A 15,578-nucleotide genomic window follows, 5' to 3' on the forward strand; every position below is an offset into this window, starting at 1 on the left:
GCAGTGAGATCAAATTCCTCGTCGCGAGTCTCGAATCGCTCGAAACGAAGATTCAATCCCAGAAGCACACGAGTTTCTGTCCTCCACTCTGATCCGTGGCATAGGGCGAAAACCCGCGAGCCCGTGCACGTGCGAACGCTCGCTGCGCGGCACTCTTGCTCTCGCAGCTGCCCACGTAATCCTCGACGCCGATCCAGAACGGCCGGCCCGCCGCGTTGGCGAGACGAAGCACGCTCCACGCGACGAGCTGCTCCTCCGCGCTGTCGTCGTACTTCGGGGCGTACACTTCTTCGTGGGCGATGCCGTCGAGCAACGTGGCGAAGCGAACTCCGCCGGTCATTCCTTCACGCGTCACCTCGCTCGTCGCGTTCTGCATGACCAAGAGGTGGCGCGGAAACTTCTCGCGCAGCTTGCGAATCAGATCGAGCCCGCCTTGCCGGCAGCTCGCCGAGCACGGCCCGTTCTTCGACGTCGGAGAGTGCTCGAGGATCTCCAGGTTGTCGAGGTAGAAGCCGTCGACGCGCGATGCCAGCCGTGGGGCGACGTACTCGACGATCAGCCGCTGGTACTCGGGATTTCCGAGGTCCATCCACGTCTCGTCCGGATAGCCCTCGTACGACCCGCGCTGCGCGGTGACGTTGGCACCACACGAGACGAACTCGGGCGCCACCTTCGACCAGTACGTTCGGTAGTGCTCGCACGAGCCGATGTTCAAGTAGCTGATGAGGTGGTTCCTGCCACCGCCGCGCAGCGTGGCGAGCTGCGCGTCCGTGAAGTTCCCGGCTCCAGGATCGGCGTCGATGTTGATGATCCGATAGGACTGCGCGACGCGCGTGAGGTCGCCCATCTGGCTCGCCGTCCCGTAGAACGAGACCCAAGGACCGGCGTGCTCGAAGCCAGGGCCGATGGTCGTCATCGCCGACGACTTCGGTACGCCCACGACCCCGCCGGGCATCGAGCCCCTCGACGTCGAAGACGACGAATTCGGGTCCGCGGGGGCGCTCGACTCCTCGTAGGCACTCACGCGCGGCGAAGCCGTCGACGACGAGCCGCGCGTCTGGCAACCGGGAACCAGAACACAAAACGATGCGCTCGCAGCAATGGCCACGAACGCGATCACGGATCGCGACATGCTCATTTGAATCAAACTAAATCATATTCACCAGCCCACGGCGAGACTTCACTCACCACGAGTGATGTGTAGATTCGAAGGTCATGCTCGAGCGGTCCCCGCACGCGAAAAATCTCGCGCTGCCGAAACGGGCGATGTTCGGCCTCCTTCTCGGCGCGGCGCTCACGAGTGCGCCCATGTCTTCCGCACAGACTCCGCAGAAGCCTGCAAACGGCGCCGCAGCAACCGCGTTTTTCTACGGCAAAGACCTCCCGCGGGAGCTCCTCGCTCACTACGACCGCGTGGTCGTCGAGCCCGATCACTTCGCGAAGATTCCGGATTCTCCGCGCGCCGAGCTCTTCGCCTACGTCTCACTCGGAGAGGCGAATCGTTCTCGTTCCTGGTACGCCTCGATTCCAAAGAATCTTTTTCTCGGCACGAACGAACAATGGGGCAGCGATGTCATCGATACCAAAAATGCGGCTTGGCAAACGTTCGTCCTCGATCGCGTCATCGAGCCGCTCTGGACGAAGGGCTACCGAGGCTTCTTCTTCGACACCCTCGACAGCTACAAGAACTACGCGAAGACCCCCGCGGAGCAGCAGCCTCACGCACGACAGCTCGGAGCCATCGTCACGACGTTGAAGGAGCGACACCCTGACGCGAAGGTCGTCCTCAATCGAGGATTCGACGTTCTGCCTCACGCACCGCACGTCGATGGGTTCGTCGCCGAATCGCTGTTCGCAACGTGCGACTCGAATGGCAGCAACTGCCGAGCGATGCCGAGCGCGTCGACGCAAGAGCTCCTACAGAAACTGAAGCTCGTTCGAACGAACTACAATCTCCCCGTCACCGTCATCGACTACGCACCTCCGGATCGCGCCGGACGGAAGGCGATCGCCAAGCGCATACTGGAGGCCGGATTCGATCCCTGGGTGTCGACTCCTGCGCTCGACGAGATCGGCGTAGGGCGCGTCGAGATCGTCCCCCGTCGTGTGCTGCTCCTCTACAAGAGTACCGGCGAGGGCTATCTCGGCGTGGAAGACGCCGCCGTGCTCATCGCGCCGACCCTCGAGTGGTTCGGGTATGCCGTCGACTATGCCGACGTGCGCGATCCGCTTCCGACCGGAAAGCTCGCCGGACGTTACGCCGGCATCGTCACGCTGCTCCCGAACGTCGTCGACGCTCCTGGCCCCTATCGCAAGTGGCTCACCGAACAGCTCGCATCGGGCCTGCGTATCGCATTCATCGAAGGATTCGGCTTCGAGCCCGATGGGGAGTTCCTCGCCAAGCTTGGCCTCGCGAACGCCAAGGCCACGGCCACGGCGCCCATGAAGATCACGGCGCAGTCGAAGCACTTCGGCTTCGAAGGCCCGGTTCGCCCGCATCTCCGCGATCGTCCTCCGGTCAGGGTCACCGGCGCCGACGTGCGCTCGCTCCTTCGCCTCGAAGACGCCGACGGCGGCGTGTGGGACGGCGCAGCGCTCGGGCCTTGGGGAGGCGTGGCGTTCATTCCTTACGTGCTCGAGGACCGACTCGAGCAGGAGCGCCGATTCCTGCTCGACCCTTTCAGCTTCATCAAAGAGGCTCTCGCGCTCCCGCCCATCCCCGCCCCCGACGTGACGACCGAGGGTGGGCGCCGGATCATGACCGCCCATCTCGACGGCGACGCGTTCGTGAGCCGCGTCGAGCGACCGGACGCACCGTTCACCGCCAAGGTGGTCCTCGAAGAGATCCTCCGCGTGTACCGGATCCCGCACACGGTCTCGATCGTCGAAGGAGAGGTCTCGAGCGCGGGGATGTATCCGCAGTACACGGCGCAGCTGGAGGACTACGCGCGGAAGATCTTCGCGCTTCCTCATGTGGAGATGGCCTCGCACACCTTCAGCCATCCCTTCGAATGGGAAGATGCCGAGGCCGGTCACCGTGACCCGCTCCCTCACCTCGCCATCCCCAATTACAAATTCGATCTGATGCGTGAAATCAAAGGGGCGGTCGACCAGATCAACACGTACGCGCCCCCCGGCAAGAAGGTGAAGGTCGTCTTGTGGTCGGGCAACTGCTCGCCGAGCGCCGACGCGGTGGGCCTTGCCACGTCGCTCGGGCTCCTCAACGTGAATGGCGGGGGCGCGACGCGCACGAAGGACACGCCGTCACTCACACGCGGCTCGCCGATGGGCATTCCGAAGAGACCAGGCGTGTACCAGGTGTTCGCCCCCGTCGAGAACGAGAACGTCTACACGAACGACTGGCTGGGGCCCTTCGATGGCTACCGGCATGCCATCGAGACGTACGAGCTCAACGAGAACCCGCGACGCCTCAGCACGCTCACCATCTACTATCACTTCTATTCGGCCGCGAAGACCGCGTCGCTTCGGGCGGTCAAAGAAGTCTACGACTGGGCGATCAAGCAGGAGACGACGCCGCTCTACCTCTCTCAGTACGCAGCCAAGGTACTCGCCTTCCAGCAGGTATCGCTCGCGCGCACGCTCGACGGAGCGACCTGGGAGGTCGGCAACTTGGGCGAGCTCCGCACGCTTCGACTCGATCCGCAGCTTGGTTGGCCGGACATGGGGCGGTCGAGCGCCGTGGCCGGCGTGCGCGACGCGAGCCCCGGCAGGTACGTTCACCTCACCGACGACTTCGAGCGCGGTGTCGCGGTTCTCGGCTTTTCGAGCTCGGTGCCCACGGCGCCACGTCTCCAGCACGCCAACGGACGAGCACGACGCTGGCGCATTCGAGACGCGCGTCACGCGAGCATTCGCATCGACGCCAACATGCCCGTGGAGATGGCCGTCGAGGCGCAGACGTCGTGCGTGCTCGTGCTAGGCGGGAAGCGCATCGCCCCGAGCAGCACGGTGTCTCGCGACCGCGCCGTCGTCTCGAACTTCCGTTTGACGATGAGCGACACGGGGGAGGCCGAACTTGAGTGTCAGTGAACTTGGCTCGAGCGCGAACGAACGCCCGCGACCGGTCTTCGCGAGCGCCCCCGTCATGCTCGGCTTCGCGTTCATGATGGGGGTCGTGCTGGCGACCGTGTTTCCGACGGAGCGCGAGTTCGCCGAAGTCGCCCGAAGCCAGCGCGGCGACGCCTACTCGATCGGCTACCTCAGTGTCGTCACGCGCGCCAAGCCCCAAGACGCCCATCTGAGGCTCACCTACACGCGCGAGCTCTTTCGACTGGGTCGTTGGGACGAGGCTCTCGATGCTCTGCCGACGGTCTCGATGGCGCCGGCCCTCGCCCCCGAGATCAAGACGCTCAAGCTGGACATCATGCTCGCACGCGCCCGTTCGTTCGAAGACGACGATCCGCGGGCCGCCCCTGCGTATGCCGACGTGTTGACGGAACTGCAGTCCGAGAGCGAGATGACATGGTCGCCCGAGCGCACGCGCGAACTCGCGAGGCTCACCCTCGAGCTCGAAGCACCGGCACTCGCCGCGCGCTACTACCAGAGCCTCGCGGCCATCGAACCCGACGACGGCGAACGCGCGAAGGCACTCGCCGACGCGGGGCGATGGCTACGCGCATCCGGTGACCTCGCTCGCGCGGCGGAGAGCTATCAGCACGCGGCCACCACCACGCAAGATCCGACGAATCGAGCTTCGTATCTGCTCGCGAGCGCCGAAACGCTCGAAGCCATGAACGAGCCGTGTGGCGGCGCGAAGGTCGTGCAATCGGCGGCGAACGAGTCGACCGATCCGGCATACGTCGCGCGAGTGACCGCGATGATGACGTCGTGCGGACACGTGAACGATGCGCGACTGCTCGGGCGTCGACTCCTGAAGCTCCAACCGGACGACGCGCAAACCCGATCCCAGATTCGACGTGAGCTCGCGGCGGGTGATCCGGCCGCGGCGCTCAATCTTCTGTTGCCTCTCGTGAAGGCCCGTCCGCAGGACAGGAACCTCCGCGCGACGACGGCACGCGTGGCCGAGTGGGCCGGGCAACCGAAGGTGGCGCTCGAGCACTGGCTGTGGCTGATGGGCAATGGCTACGCGCCCACGAACGAGCTCGCTCTTCCCTGAGCTCAGCCGATCGCGCCAAGGCGAACGTCGGCGCGACGTTTGGAGATATACTGCGCGGCCCTCGTGCCGCGTTCGATGTTGCCCCGTACTGCTTTGCTTCTCCTCGTGATCGGGCCGGTGATCGGGGCGACGTCGGCGTGCGAGGATCCGCCGAAGCCCACGAAAATCACGGTCGTTCCGGATGCCGCGCCCCCAACGCCGCCTGCACGTGAAGGCTGCGCGCGGACGGGCAGCATGGACGCGCTCGACGGCGACCCGACGTGCGTCGTTCCGCGGCCGCCCGAAGACACGATGCGGGCAGTGCTCAAGAACCTCTCCCTGACGATGACGGTCGAGCCCGAGGTGATCGCCGGAAGCGCGACACGCATCACCGTCACCATCACGAACACGGCGCCGGTGGAGACGACCGTGCTGCTCGAAGCGAAGCCCCGATCGTGGTCGCCACGCCCCGACTGGACGCGTGTGTCCGGGATCCCCGAAGCCATCGCCACGGGCGAATCGACCCCGCGATTGCTCTTCCCTTCGAGCACCACCGATTCGTTCGATCGCGACGTGGACGCCGTCCCCCTGGTCGCGAACACGATCGACAAGAACGCGACGTCTTCCGTGCTCGCCGTCCACCTTCGACCGGGCGGCAAGCTCACGCACGACATGCAGTGGTTCGCGTATCGGATCCCCGCCCCCGCGCCGATCGTCAAGGACGACGCTGGGCACCGCTACGTTCCGAAGACGTCGGCGCAGAATCTCCCCGCGGGCGAGTACTCGGTCAACGTCGACCTACCGCTCTACGGTCTCTCGAAAGAGGAGCGAAAGCTCACGACGCGCATTCGCGTGGTGCCGGCCACGCTGCCCGACGGCGGCACGCGCCACCGCTGACGCATACATGCAGGGAGCTGATCCGTATATTTCGCGAATCGGCGGTGGTTTGCGCGCCATCCGGTATAAAAAGGAAGGCGAGGAGACACGACGCACATGGATCGAGATTCCACGACGTCCAACGGGGACGGGCAGACGAACCAAGGCGAGCCCACGGCCCCGCTGCGCACGGTCCTCGAACGCCGAAGCGTCGCGGCGCTCAGCGACGTCGGGCCTACCCCCGAGGAGCTGGCGCTCATCCTCCGCGCGGGAACGACCGTGCCCGATCACGGGCAGCTTCGTCCGTATCGTTTTGTCGTCGTGGAAGGTGATGCACGCGCTCGCTTCGGTGACGCCCTCGCCGCCGCGGCGAAGGAAGAGCGCCCCGACCTCGCGCCGGGTCTGCTCGACAAGGTGAAGAAGAAGGCCTTCGCCGCGCCCATGCAGATCGTCCTCCTCGCATCGCCCCGCGAAGGAATGAAGATTCCGGAGTGGGAGCAGATCGCATCGGCGTCGTGCACGGGCTACGCCATCACCCTCGCGGCTCATGCGCTCGGTCTCGGCGCTATCTGGAAGTCGGCCAACGCACTCGGCGGCGCCGAGCTCCGCGCCCTCTTCGCCATGACGCCGAACGAGCGCATCCTCGGTTGGGTCAACGTGGGGCGCGTCGCGACCACGGCGATGGTCGAGCCGCGAGCCGCCATCGATCTGGCAACGGTCGCGACCGTGCTCGGCGACGACGGACTACGTCCGTTCTCAGGCTGAGAGCGAGAGCACCGAACAGTTTCGGTGCTCTAGGAACGCCCCGCGGGCGAAGTCGCGACTTCGAACGTTGCGACTAGCCCATAGTGGTCGGAAGCCCAACCGCGGTTTCCGCTCGGAAGCAGCGTTTGCTCGAGGGGCTGGTCGAAGACCCGGCCGATCGCCGTGTGGCGGAGGTCGGCCGCGCCGAGCCCCTTCGCAGGCCGCCAGAAGATGTAGTCGACGCGCTGCGGGGACGCCTCCGGTTCGAAGGCGTGCGCGAGAGCATTGCCGTTGGGGTGAGGGTCGAGGGTTGGAAGGTCGTCGGCCGCGCCGAGATCTTCGAAGCCGTCGAGCGCCTTCTGCAGACTTTCGTACTCCCCGGAGTGCCGCGCGTGGGAGAGGCCGTCGACGTTGAAGTCGCCGCAGACGACGAGCGGACGATCCAGGCTGGCCACCGAGTCGATGAAGTTGCGCAGGCTCTCGAGCTGCGCGGCGCGTACGCGGACCGCGAGCGGATCGTAGCCCGCCTGGAGATGGGCGGTGATGACGTCGACGTGCGTTCCACCGAACGCGAACTGCGCGTGGAGCGCGCCTTTGCGTGCGAGGCGGTCCCAACCGACGCTCGGTCCCGGGAACGAATGCATCGCTGTCTTCACGAGCGGCGCGCGCGTGCTGATTCCGAGGCCGCTGCCTCGCACGGTCATCGTTCCGAAGTGAACGCGATTGTCGTCGCGACGGCGGTCGACGTGATGGTCGAGGCTCAGGCGGTCGAAGAATCGCTGCGCGTCACGTGAGAGCAGCTCCTGGATGCAGAGCACGTCGGGCGATGCGCACTCGGTGATCACGTAATCGTCCGCGAAGCGCTTCGCCGCGGGCGCGCGGAGATGCATCAGGGCGTCGAACCCCTGCCCCATGCCAAAACAATTCCACGTGCTGATCCGTAGCCTCAATCACGGATGAATGTACCACGGTCTCCGCACGAAGGAGTGGAAGCCTCGGACGAGAGGCGAGCGCGAGCTACAAGCGCTCGTCCGTTGCAGGATCCAGCACTCCGCCGAAGTAGCGCTCGAGGAGCTCCTGGAAGATCGCCTGGTCGGGGGCGGCGCGGAGAAAGAGCGTGAGCGATGAGCGGAGCTTGATCGCATCGATGCCCCCGAAGATCGTCTGCGCGTTCGTCTCGGGCAGCGCTCGAAGGACATCGAGGCACTCGAGCAAGCGCTTGCCGAGGATGGGGTGGGCCAGATAGGCCCTCGCCTCCTCGAGCGACGCAATCGCATACGTTCGAGCCATCGAACTCTGCCCGAGTCCCGCGATCTGCGGGAAGACGAACCACATCCAGTGGCTCGTCTTTCGACCGCGACGAAGCTCCTGCAACGCATGCGCGTAGGTATTGGCGCCGTTCTGCGCAAGCACGAAGCGCTCGAGATCGTAGGGCACGTTCTCCTGGCTCACGAGCCGATCGTAGATCGATGACGCTGGGAGAGCGATGCCGCGCTCGTCCTCAGGCGGCTCGTTCACGGTTCACGTCGACGGCATCGGCCCAGTGACTGTGGAGCCTCAGCTCACCGTAGACGGCGAGCGTGCCGAGCTGGAGGCGCGCACGTTCACCGAGACCGACGAGCCGCAGTCGTCCTTCACCACCGAGCTTCGTACTCGCGATGGACAGCTGATGCGCGCCTTCGAGTGCGATCGTCGCGACGTATCCAAGGTCGAAGACCACGACGCGAGCTCCTTCGTGCATGGCCCTCACCACGAGCTCGACCATCCGAACCCCCGCCGCGCGGTCGACGTGCGTGCAGCGAAACGAGAAGACGATGGTATCCCGAACGCGCAGGGTCGCCGGCCTCGAGCACTCCTTGGGCTTCATGAAAATCCCATCCATGGGCCCAAACGGCCATTCGAGACCGAACCTTCAGGGCTCCTCGGTGGGAACCACGCCGAGCTGCTCGAGTGCGTCGTTCATGATGGTCTGGACGGCAAGCGTGTCCGCGAGCGGCATGATCGCGCTCTCCGTCCGGCCTGCGAGCAGACACTCGGTGACTTCGATGAGCTCGTGCGCGTAGCCACCACCGAGCGGAGGCAACGAGATGGGCTCGGGAGCAGCACCGGTGCGATGCAGGACCATCTTCGTGGGATGGTGGAATCGCGGCAAGACGTCGATGAATCCCTTGCTGCCGAAGACGCGCGCTTGACCGGGCGTGGCGTTCCGAAGCGTCATGAAGAGCACCGAGCGACGCCCTTCACCATGGTCGAGCAAGAGGCCGGACTCGGCATCCACGCCCGTTGGCCAGAGCGAGCCCTGCGCCACGACTGCGCGCGGCGTGCCGAGCACCATCTGGGCGAACGAAACGAGGTACACGCCGAGGTCGAGCATGGCGCCGCCGCCCTGGTGCGGATCGAAGAGGCGGTCGTTCGGGTTGTACGGACGGTCCACGCCCAGATCGGCCTGGACAGCGCGAACTTCTCCGATGGCCCCACTTGCGATGAGCTCACGCATCTTCACGATGATCGGCTGGAAGCGCGTCCACATCGCTTCCATGACGAAGCGCCCGTTCGCACGCGCCGCGTCGATCATCTCCCGTGCACCAGCAACGGTCGTGGCGAACGACTTCTCGACGAGGAGCGCCTTGCCACCGCGCACCGCTTCGATGGCGATCTTGCGATGCTGGCGATTCGGCGTCGCCACGTAGAGAACGTCGACGTCGGGGTCGGCGATGATGGCCTCGTACGAGCCGTAGCTCTTCGCGATGGCATGACGCGTGGCAAAGTCTTCGGCACGCTGCTTCGTTCGTGAAGCAACCGCGACGACCTTCGCGTTCGGCACGTGCACGAAATCGGGCACGAGCAACTCGGCGATACGCCCCGGACCGATGATGCCCCAACGAATCGGTTTCGAGCTCACACGAGCATCCTGTCACCGCTCCGCGGGACGGCGAAGGATTTCCGTCAGAGTCCTTCGAACGCGAGCGCCTCGCGCACTGCTGGACGTGCGGCGACGCGAGCCATGTAGTCGTCGACCTTCGGCCACGCCGAAAAGTCGAGGCCTGCCTGACGACCGAGTCGCAGAATCGAGAAGAGGTAGGCGTCTGCGACCGAGAAGACGTCGCCGAGGATCCACGGACCGGCGTCGACGAGCGAAGCCATTCGGAGGAGAGGCTTCGGATCGCTCATGAGACGGGCCTTGTACGAAGGAGGCACGTGCGGGTCGAACATGGGCGCGTATCCTTTGTGGAGCTCCGTGGCGACGAAGCTCAGGGCCTCGAGAAGGCGATGGCGGAGCATGGTTCCTTCACGAGGTGCGAGATTCGACGCAGGCGCACTGTCGGCGATGAACAAGAGCACCGCGGCGCCTTCGGTCAGCACCGAACCGTCGTCGAGCTCGATCGCGGGAACCTTCCCCAGGGGATTCTTCACGAGGTAACTCTGGCCCGATTCGCGGAGAGTCTTGGTCTCGAGATCGACGCGAACGAGATCCGCGGCGATTCGCGCCTCGCGGAGCGCGACGTGACAAGACAGAGAAGAGGCACCCGGGCTGTAGTAGAGCTTCATCGCATCTCCTTTCGAACCTAAAACCGTCGTGACGAGACCGATGATGCCGACGCCCAGACGTTCGAAAAAGACGCCCTCGGGCAACACATCGATGAACCGCGTTCACGAATTGCCGTTTGCCGAAGGGGACGCGCGGGTCTTCTCCGCCGTGGCGGCGGCGGGCAGCTTCACGACGGCGGCATCGCTTCTCCGCATGACGCCGTCGGCCGTGAGCAAGGCCATCACGCGTCTCGAAGCGGCGCTGCACGTGCGCCTCCTCGCACGGACCACTCGCGCCTTGCACCTCACCGACGAAGGCGCGGCATTCCACGAGCGCTGCGTGCGCGCGTTCGGGATCCTTGCCGAGGCCGCCGAGGAGGCCTCGGCGGGAACGAGCGTGGTCACGGGCATCGTACGAATCGGCCTGCCGCCGCTCTTCGGCACCTATTTCCTGCCGCGCGTGCTCGCCGGGTTGCTGGTGCAACATCCTCGGTTGCGGGTCGATCTCGTGTCGACGATGAACGCCTCGGACGTGGTCGACCGAGGCCTCGATCTGGCGATCATCGTCGGCGACCTCCGCGACTCGAGCCTCGTGTCGAGGCCGCTCGGTTATGGCCAGTTCGTCACGGTCGCCGCGAAGTCGTACTTGCAGCGCGCGGGCACGCCGCGTACGCCGGACGATCTGTCGAGCCACCGTTGTCTTGCGTACACGCGCACCGATGGCCGCTCGGCTCCTTGGGTCTTCGGCCGCGGCGATGCGAACCGTGAGGTGTCACCGAACGCGCAGCTCCGCTCGGACGACATGCATCACCTGGCGTCGATGGCCGTGGAGGGGCTCGGCATCGCGCATCTTCCTTTGTTCGTGGTGACGCACGACATCGACGCTGGACGCCTGGTCCGCCTCTTGGGCGATGACGAGCCGGAGCCCAAACCGGCCTCGCTCGTCCACGTCGGCGGACGAACGATTCCACTCCGCATACGAACGGTCATCGACTTCCTCGTTGCGTCGGAGCTCCAAGGCACGACCAGCCGTCACGGCACGGGCGGGCGCGCTCGCTAACGACGGTCTTGACCGCGCAGCCAGGCTTCGATCGACGACCACTCGGCGCAGCGCAGGCACTGAGCGTGGCGCCACTGACTCTGGCATTGGGGGCACAGCCCGTGAGCATCGAGCGCGTGCCAGTGGTGATTGCAGACGCACTGCCAGCGGTCCGACTTGCGAGGCTCCCACCGGCATTTCGGACAGCGAAGACGTCGCTTGTTCGAGTCGCTGTCCCTGTCGCTGATCAGACCGAGCAGATCGTCGAGATCGATACCCGTTCGAAACGAAGGCCCGTCCACCTCTGTTTCGTAGCAGTCGCCCCAATTCGAATCGAGCGGAGCGCATGCTCGCGCTTTCCCCGAGCAGCGAGCCCATCCACGCGCCCACTCGGAGTTCGCTTCGCGTGCGAGTCGGTGCCCGCGACGACGATCGACTCCATTCTTTTGAGTCGTCGTTCGTCTCTTTGGGTGACAGCCGCTGATCACATGCACGGATGCCCGAGTGATTGCGGCGCCATTGGATCGAGCGCTGAGCCTCGTTTGAGCGCTCCCTGATCAATTGGTGAGCAGGTGATTCCGGGTGATTTCCTGCGGGCGCGCTCTCGTCAAACCGCTCAAGAATGGCGCGCGCACGGCGTGCGTACGGAGAGGTATGGCGATGACGAAGAAGACGATCGGTATCTTGTTGGCGGGCGCGATGGCGGGCGTGGGGATCGTGTTGATCGTGGGGACGGCAGGAGCCGAGCCGCCGGTGGGGAAACTCTCCCCGGCGCCGACGATCACCACCGCCCAGCCCCCCGTGGTCACGTTGGCGCAGGTCTCACTCGCGTGCAGCGGCACAACCGCCTCGGACGTCGTGCACCGCAAACACAGCATCAAGAACACGACGGGCTACACGGTCCCGAAGGGCACGATCGTCCGCTGGACGTCGAACGACAAGGGCACGGGCTCGCTCACGCTCAACGCGGACCTGGCGAACAACGCCTCGGTCGACGTCATCGAGCCCGGCCAGACGAACGGCTACTCGTGCACCGCGTACTTCAGCCCGGGCACGCCCGACTTCGTGGTGAAGAGCATCACGCACAACGGCGGAACGGCGACGATCGTGGTCGAGAACGCCAACCCGTGGACGAACGCGGGCGCGTCGGTTGCGAAGGTCGAGTCGTACAAGTGCGTCTCGAGCCTGGTGAACGGCATCGACGTTCCCGTTCCGGCGATTCCGAAAGGCGGCTCGGTCACCGTCACCGCCTCGATCGCGACGGCGGACTATCTCCAGGCCACCGCGAACGCGAACGGTGCGGTCTCCGAGAGCAACAAGAACAACAACACGACGAAGTCGAACGAGTACCTGAATCACTGCGTCCCGCGGTGATCCTCAGGCGACGTCGTCGCGCGCTTCGAGCAGCGCTTGCAGCACGGTCGCCGATTCGGCGGCCGGCTGCTCGAGCGTGCCGAGCAGCGCGATGGCGGCGCGAAGATGCGCCACGATGGCAGCCGTCCTTCGCTCGGGTGAGTTCGTGCGTGCGCCCACGTCGAGAGCCGAGCGCGCAGGTGACGGCCGCGGAGCCAGCTCGCCAATCGGAGCGCGGACGGAGTGTGAACGCGGAGCTTCGTCGACGACGGTCACCGCAGCGCAGAAACGATAGCCGCGCCCGCGGATCGTCTCGAGGTACTCGGGCTGTTCGCGCGCATCGTCGAGCGCAGTCCGGACAGCGCTCACGGCTTGCGCGATGGCGTCCTTGGTCACGGTTGTTCCGCCCCATACGTGCTCGAGCAAATCGGACCTGCTGATGAGGGCGCCGCCGCGAGCGACGAGAAAGTGCAAGAGGTCGAAGACGCGCGGCTGAACGTGGACGAGCGATCCCGAGCGGCGTAGCTCGTAGCGCGCCGAATCCAGTTCGAAGGGGCCGAAGGTGTAAATCATGGCGTCGATCGCTCCTCGATCCCTCACGCTAAACGGCCCTCGCCAGACCGTCTTTCCCGCAAATTAGGGGGGTGGGATAGGGGTGGGGGTGCGGCTGGGGCCTGGGGCTGGCGTGCGCCGCCATGAACAGACTTGGCGGTCGTAGGCCTTGTCTCCTGCGCGTAAGTACGTGGTACGTTTCGTCTCTTGGGGATGGGACGAATGGATCGGCGGACGGTCTTGCAGGCAACGCAGTGCGACCCGAAGCGGCTGCCTCTACAGGCCGTCGAGGCGTTCTTCCTTTCGCAGGTCGACGGATGTCTGACGCTCGAGGAAATTGCCGAGATCGCTGGAACCGACGTGAACGAGGCGATCCGTCTCGCGCAGCGGCTGAGCGAGCTGGGCGCCGTCGCCCTAGGTGAGCCACGGCTCGCGCCTCGCAACGAGCCGCGTAGGCGGAACGTCCTTCTCGTGGCCCACGAAGTGGTGAGTGCCCGTCGGCCCGACCCGCGCGCCGAGGAAATCGAGCCGAGGCGCTCGGATCCTCGTGTGGAGGAGGCCGTGCCGCGGCCGGAAAAGCGTCGGAGCAGTCGCAAGTCGGTCCGCTCGCAACGCGCAGCGAGCGCGGCGAATGTTCCGAGGGTTCGCACGCCCATCCCTCGGAGGACGAGCAAGACGCTGCGCGCGGACGCACGGGCCTCGAACGAATCACCATCGCGCGGCTCGAAGCCTGCGCCGAGCACGAGTGGGGCGTCGCCTGCGCCCGCCTCGGAACGTCGCAAGTCCGTCGATCGGCTGCAGCGCATCAATGCCGCCAAGGAGATTCGAATCCAGGCTCGCGTCGATCTCTTCGTGAGCGCGGCGGAAGCAGCGTTGCGGAGCAACGACGTCGTCAGCGCGGCAAACAACTACCGCCTGGCCTTGGCAGACCGCGAAGATCCGATCCTGCGGCGCAAGCTCGAAGAGCTCGACACGAAGTCGAAGACACTCCGTTACGAGCGAAGTGTCCTTCGCGCGCGGGCGGCCGAAAAAGAACGGCGTTGGACCGACGCCGCAACCCTCTACGCGAGCGCTCATGATGCCAAACCGGATGCGGCCGTCGCCGAGCGCGCCGCCCACGCCCTCCGCATGGGAAACGGCGATCTCCAGCGCGCCATGACCCTCGCCGAGCAGGCCGTCGCGATGGCATCGAAGAACGTGGACTACCGAGTGACCTTGGCCGAGGTCTGTCTCGCCGCGAACCAGATGGAACGCGCCGCCGAGGAATCCCAATACCTCCTCGAGCTGGCGCCCAAGGACGCGCGGGCGAAGGACCTCGCCGCGAGAGTCTCGAAGCTCAAGAAGTCTCGTTGACCCTCAGCCTCCCGTGCCAAACGGCCGGGTCCTGGAGGATTCGGCGGGAGATGCCAAATTTCTGCGACCACGAACATCTCGTGGCGTCTTTGTCGTTGGAAGATGGTGATCCGGGCCCGGCATCGGGACGACCGGGTCGTTGCCACATCAAAGGACGCGACGCATGAACGCCTCGACGCGAATGGAAGCCTTCGATTCGACCGCGCACGATTCGACCGCCGATGAGCGTGCCGATCGCGACGGGCCGCCCGAAAGCACCGTCACGCGCGCGGCCGACCCTTCGCTCGACGAACAGACCTTCGTGAGTGGCCGCAAAGACGTGCTCGCATCCGCGTTTCGGCTTCGCCTGGAGGTCGACGGCCACGAGGACTCGTTCGTCATCGTCGGGGAAGGCTCTTCCCCGGTCGTGGCGGGGACCGGCGCGAGCTGCGAGCTACGCCTTGCCGATTCCGCCGCGAGCCAGAGACACGTCCAATTCGAGGTGGCGAACGGCCAGCTCCGCGTCCGCGACCTGGGATCGACGGCAGGCACGTCGGTGAACGGCGTGCGCGTGGTCGAGGCACTGCTCGATGGCACCGAAACCGTTCGAGTCGGCTCCACCACGATCCAAATCGCACGAGCCGACGGTATCCCTCACGCGCCCTCGCTCACGACGTCGCGCCCGGACTTCATCGACCACGCGATCGCCGAGAACGCATCGATGAGCGTCACCCGCGAGAAGATCCTCACCGAGTTCGAACACCGCTACATCCGCTACCTCGACAAGACGCATGTGAACGAGCGTGCCCGCGTGAGTGCATCGGGGGTGACCGATCGCTACCTGCGCCTCCTGCGCAATCGTGCGCGCGCGGCAGCGTCGAACTGACGCGCGCGATTCTGCAGTGCGTCATGCGACGCTGAAAAACCAGCGCGAACGGCGCGTTCGCTTACGCGGAATCCGTCGGCATCACCATCCGAAGAGGGATACCGCTGGATCACGTGTCCCTCAGGAATGGAGCTTTCCGCAATCGCGCGGGG

General features: G+C 65.5%; 15 protein-coding genes. 8 read left to right on the forward strand and 7 right to left on the reverse strand.

What is annotated here, in order from left to right:
- Positions 1–52 precede the first annotated feature (52 nt).
- The gene (locus AKJ09_RS01795) at positions 53–1,138 is read right to left on the reverse strand and encodes a glycoside hydrolase family 191 protein (protein ID WP_205633567.1); all 1,086 of its coding nucleotides are present in this window, start codon (positions 1,136–1,138) and stop codon (positions 53–55) included.
- Positions 1,139–1,215: 77 nt separating this feature from the next.
- On the opposite strand from AKJ09_RS01795, the gene AKJ09_RS01800 reads away from it, so the two are divergent.
- From AKJ09_RS01800 to AKJ09_RS01815, 4 genes are all read left to right on the forward strand, one after another.
- A complete protein-coding gene (locus AKJ09_RS01800; protein WP_146645441.1) occupies positions 1,216–4,050 on the forward strand; it encodes a bifunctional glycoside hydrolase/polysaccharide deacetylase family protein in 2,835 nt (944 codons plus the stop codon).
- Positions 4,037–5,137, forward strand: a complete 1,101-nt coding sequence (locus AKJ09_RS01805; RefSeq protein ID WP_146645442.1) for a tetratricopeptide repeat protein — start codon at positions 4,037–4,039, stop codon at positions 5,135–5,137. Before AKJ09_RS01800 ends, AKJ09_RS01805 begins: the two co-directional genes overlap by 14 nt.
- A 75-nt stretch (positions 5,138–5,212) precedes the next feature.
- Positions 5,213–6,013, forward strand: a complete 801-nt coding sequence (locus AKJ09_RS01810; protein ID WP_146645443.1) for a hypothetical protein — start codon at positions 5,213–5,215, stop codon at positions 6,011–6,013.
- A gap of 96 nt (positions 6,014–6,109) precedes the next feature.
- Complete coding sequence (locus tag AKJ09_RS01815) at positions 6,110–6,757, forward strand: nitroreductase family protein (protein ID WP_146645444.1); 648 nt, start codon at positions 6,110–6,112, stop codon at positions 6,755–6,757.
- A gap of 29 nt (positions 6,758–6,786) precedes the next feature.
- Here AKJ09_RS01815 and AKJ09_RS01820 read toward each other — a convergent pair whose 3' ends face one another.
- The 5 genes from AKJ09_RS01820 to AKJ09_RS01840 form a co-directional block, all read right to left on the reverse strand.
- Positions 6,787–7,686 (reverse strand): endonuclease/exonuclease/phosphatase family protein, encoded by a 900-nt coding sequence (locus AKJ09_RS01820; RefSeq protein WP_275936600.1) that lies wholly within the window; start codon positions 7,684–7,686, stop codon positions 6,787–6,789.
- A 67-nt stretch (positions 7,687–7,753) separates the two neighbouring features.
- On the reverse strand, positions 7,754–8,188 hold the full coding sequence (locus tag AKJ09_RS01825) for a DUF1810 domain-containing protein (RefSeq protein WP_205634024.1): 435 nt from the start codon (positions 8,186–8,188) through the stop codon (positions 7,754–7,756).
- 49 nt (positions 8,189–8,237) lie between these two features.
- Positions 8,238–8,603, reverse strand: coding sequence for a hypothetical protein (locus AKJ09_RS01830; RefSeq protein ID WP_146645446.1), 366 nt, complete (start codon positions 8,601–8,603; stop codon positions 8,238–8,240).
- A gap of 45 nt (positions 8,604–8,648) precedes the next feature.
- The gene (locus AKJ09_RS01835) at positions 8,649–9,638 is read right to left on the reverse strand and encodes a Gfo/Idh/MocA family protein (protein ID WP_146645447.1); all 990 of its coding nucleotides are present in this window, start codon (positions 9,636–9,638) and stop codon (positions 8,649–8,651) included.
- A gap of 44 nt (positions 9,639–9,682) precedes the next feature.
- Entirely contained in the window at positions 9,683–10,285 is a 603-nt protein-coding gene (locus tag AKJ09_RS01840; protein ID WP_146645448.1) for a glutathione binding-like protein, read from the reverse strand.
- A gap of 91 nt (positions 10,286–10,376) precedes the next feature.
- Between AKJ09_RS01840 and AKJ09_RS01845 the strand changes: the two genes are divergently transcribed.
- Entirely contained in the window at positions 10,377–11,324 is a 948-nt protein-coding gene (locus AKJ09_RS01845) for a LysR family transcriptional regulator (RefSeq protein WP_169927172.1), read from the forward strand.
- A gap of 639 nt (positions 11,325–11,963) precedes the next feature.
- Positions 11,964–12,677: a hypothetical protein gene (locus AKJ09_RS01850; RefSeq protein WP_146645450.1), complete on the forward strand. Its 714-nt coding sequence runs from the start codon at positions 11,964–11,966 to the stop codon at positions 12,675–12,677.
- Positions 12,678–12,680: 3 nt separating this feature from the next.
- Here AKJ09_RS01850 and AKJ09_RS01855 read toward each other — a convergent pair whose 3' ends face one another.
- Positions 12,681–13,229 carry a winged helix-turn-helix domain-containing protein gene (locus AKJ09_RS01855; protein ID WP_146645451.1) on the reverse strand — a complete coding sequence of 183 codons (549 nt, stop codon included), beginning with the start codon at positions 13,227–13,229 and terminating at the stop codon, positions 12,681–12,683.
- Between the two features lie 201 nt (positions 13,230–13,430).
- On the opposite strand from AKJ09_RS01855, the gene AKJ09_RS01860 reads away from it, so the two are divergent.
- Positions 13,431–14,561, forward strand: coding sequence for a tetratricopeptide repeat protein (locus tag AKJ09_RS01860; RefSeq protein WP_169927173.1), 1,131 nt, complete (start codon positions 13,431–13,433; stop codon positions 14,559–14,561).
- A gap of 163 nt (positions 14,562–14,724) precedes the next feature.
- Positions 14,725–15,426, forward strand: a complete 702-nt coding sequence (locus AKJ09_RS01865) for an FHA domain-containing protein (protein WP_146645453.1) — start codon at positions 14,725–14,727, stop codon at positions 15,424–15,426.
- Positions 15,427–15,578 lie beyond the last annotated feature (152 nt).

This window comes from Labilithrix luteola (assembly GCF_001263205.1).
In the GTDB taxonomy this organism is placed as follows: Bacteria; Myxococcota_A; Polyangia; order Polyangiales; family Polyangiaceae; genus Labilithrix; species Labilithrix luteola.

Excerpts from the sequence above, each read along its gene's own strand:
- AKJ09_RS01860 (WP_169927173.1), top strand. The coding sequence starts at position 13,431 with ATGGATCGGCGGACGGTCTTGCAGGCAACGCAGTGCGACCCGAAGCGG.
- AKJ09_RS01845 (WP_169927172.1), top strand. The coding sequence starts at position 10,377 with ATGAACCGCGTTCACGAATTGCCGTTTGCCGAAGGGGACGCGCGGGTC.
- AKJ09_RS01795 (WP_205633567.1), bottom strand. The coding sequence starts at position 1,138 with ATGAGCATGTCGCGATCCGTGATCGCGTTCGTGGCCATTGCTGCGAGC.
- AKJ09_RS01800 (WP_146645441.1), top strand. The coding sequence starts at position 1,216 with ATGCTCGAGCGGTCCCCGCACGCGAAAAATCTCGCGCTGCCGAAACGG.
- AKJ09_RS01810 (WP_146645443.1), top strand. The coding sequence starts at position 5,213 with ATGTTGCCCCGTACTGCTTTGCTTCTCCTCGTGATCGGGCCGGTGATC.
- AKJ09_RS01815 (WP_146645444.1), top strand. The coding sequence starts at position 6,110 with ATGGATCGAGATTCCACGACGTCCAACGGGGACGGGCAGACGAACCAA.
- AKJ09_RS01840 (WP_146645448.1), bottom strand. The coding sequence starts at position 10,285 with ATGAAGCTCTACTACAGCCCGGGTGCCTCTTCTCTGTCTTGTCACGTC.
- AKJ09_RS01865 (WP_146645453.1), top strand. The coding sequence starts at position 14,725 with ATGAACGCCTCGACGCGAATGGAAGCCTTCGATTCGACCGCGCACGAT.
- AKJ09_RS01830 (WP_146645446.1), bottom strand. The coding sequence starts at position 8,603 with ATGAAGCCCAAGGAGTGCTCGAGGCCGGCGACCCTGCGCGTTCGGGAT.
- AKJ09_RS01850 (WP_146645450.1), top strand. The coding sequence starts at position 11,964 with ATGACGAAGAAGACGATCGGTATCTTGTTGGCGGGCGCGATGGCGGGC.
- AKJ09_RS01855 (WP_146645451.1), bottom strand. The coding sequence starts at position 13,229 with ATGATTTACACCTTCGGCCCCTTCGAACTGGATTCGGCGCGCTACGAG.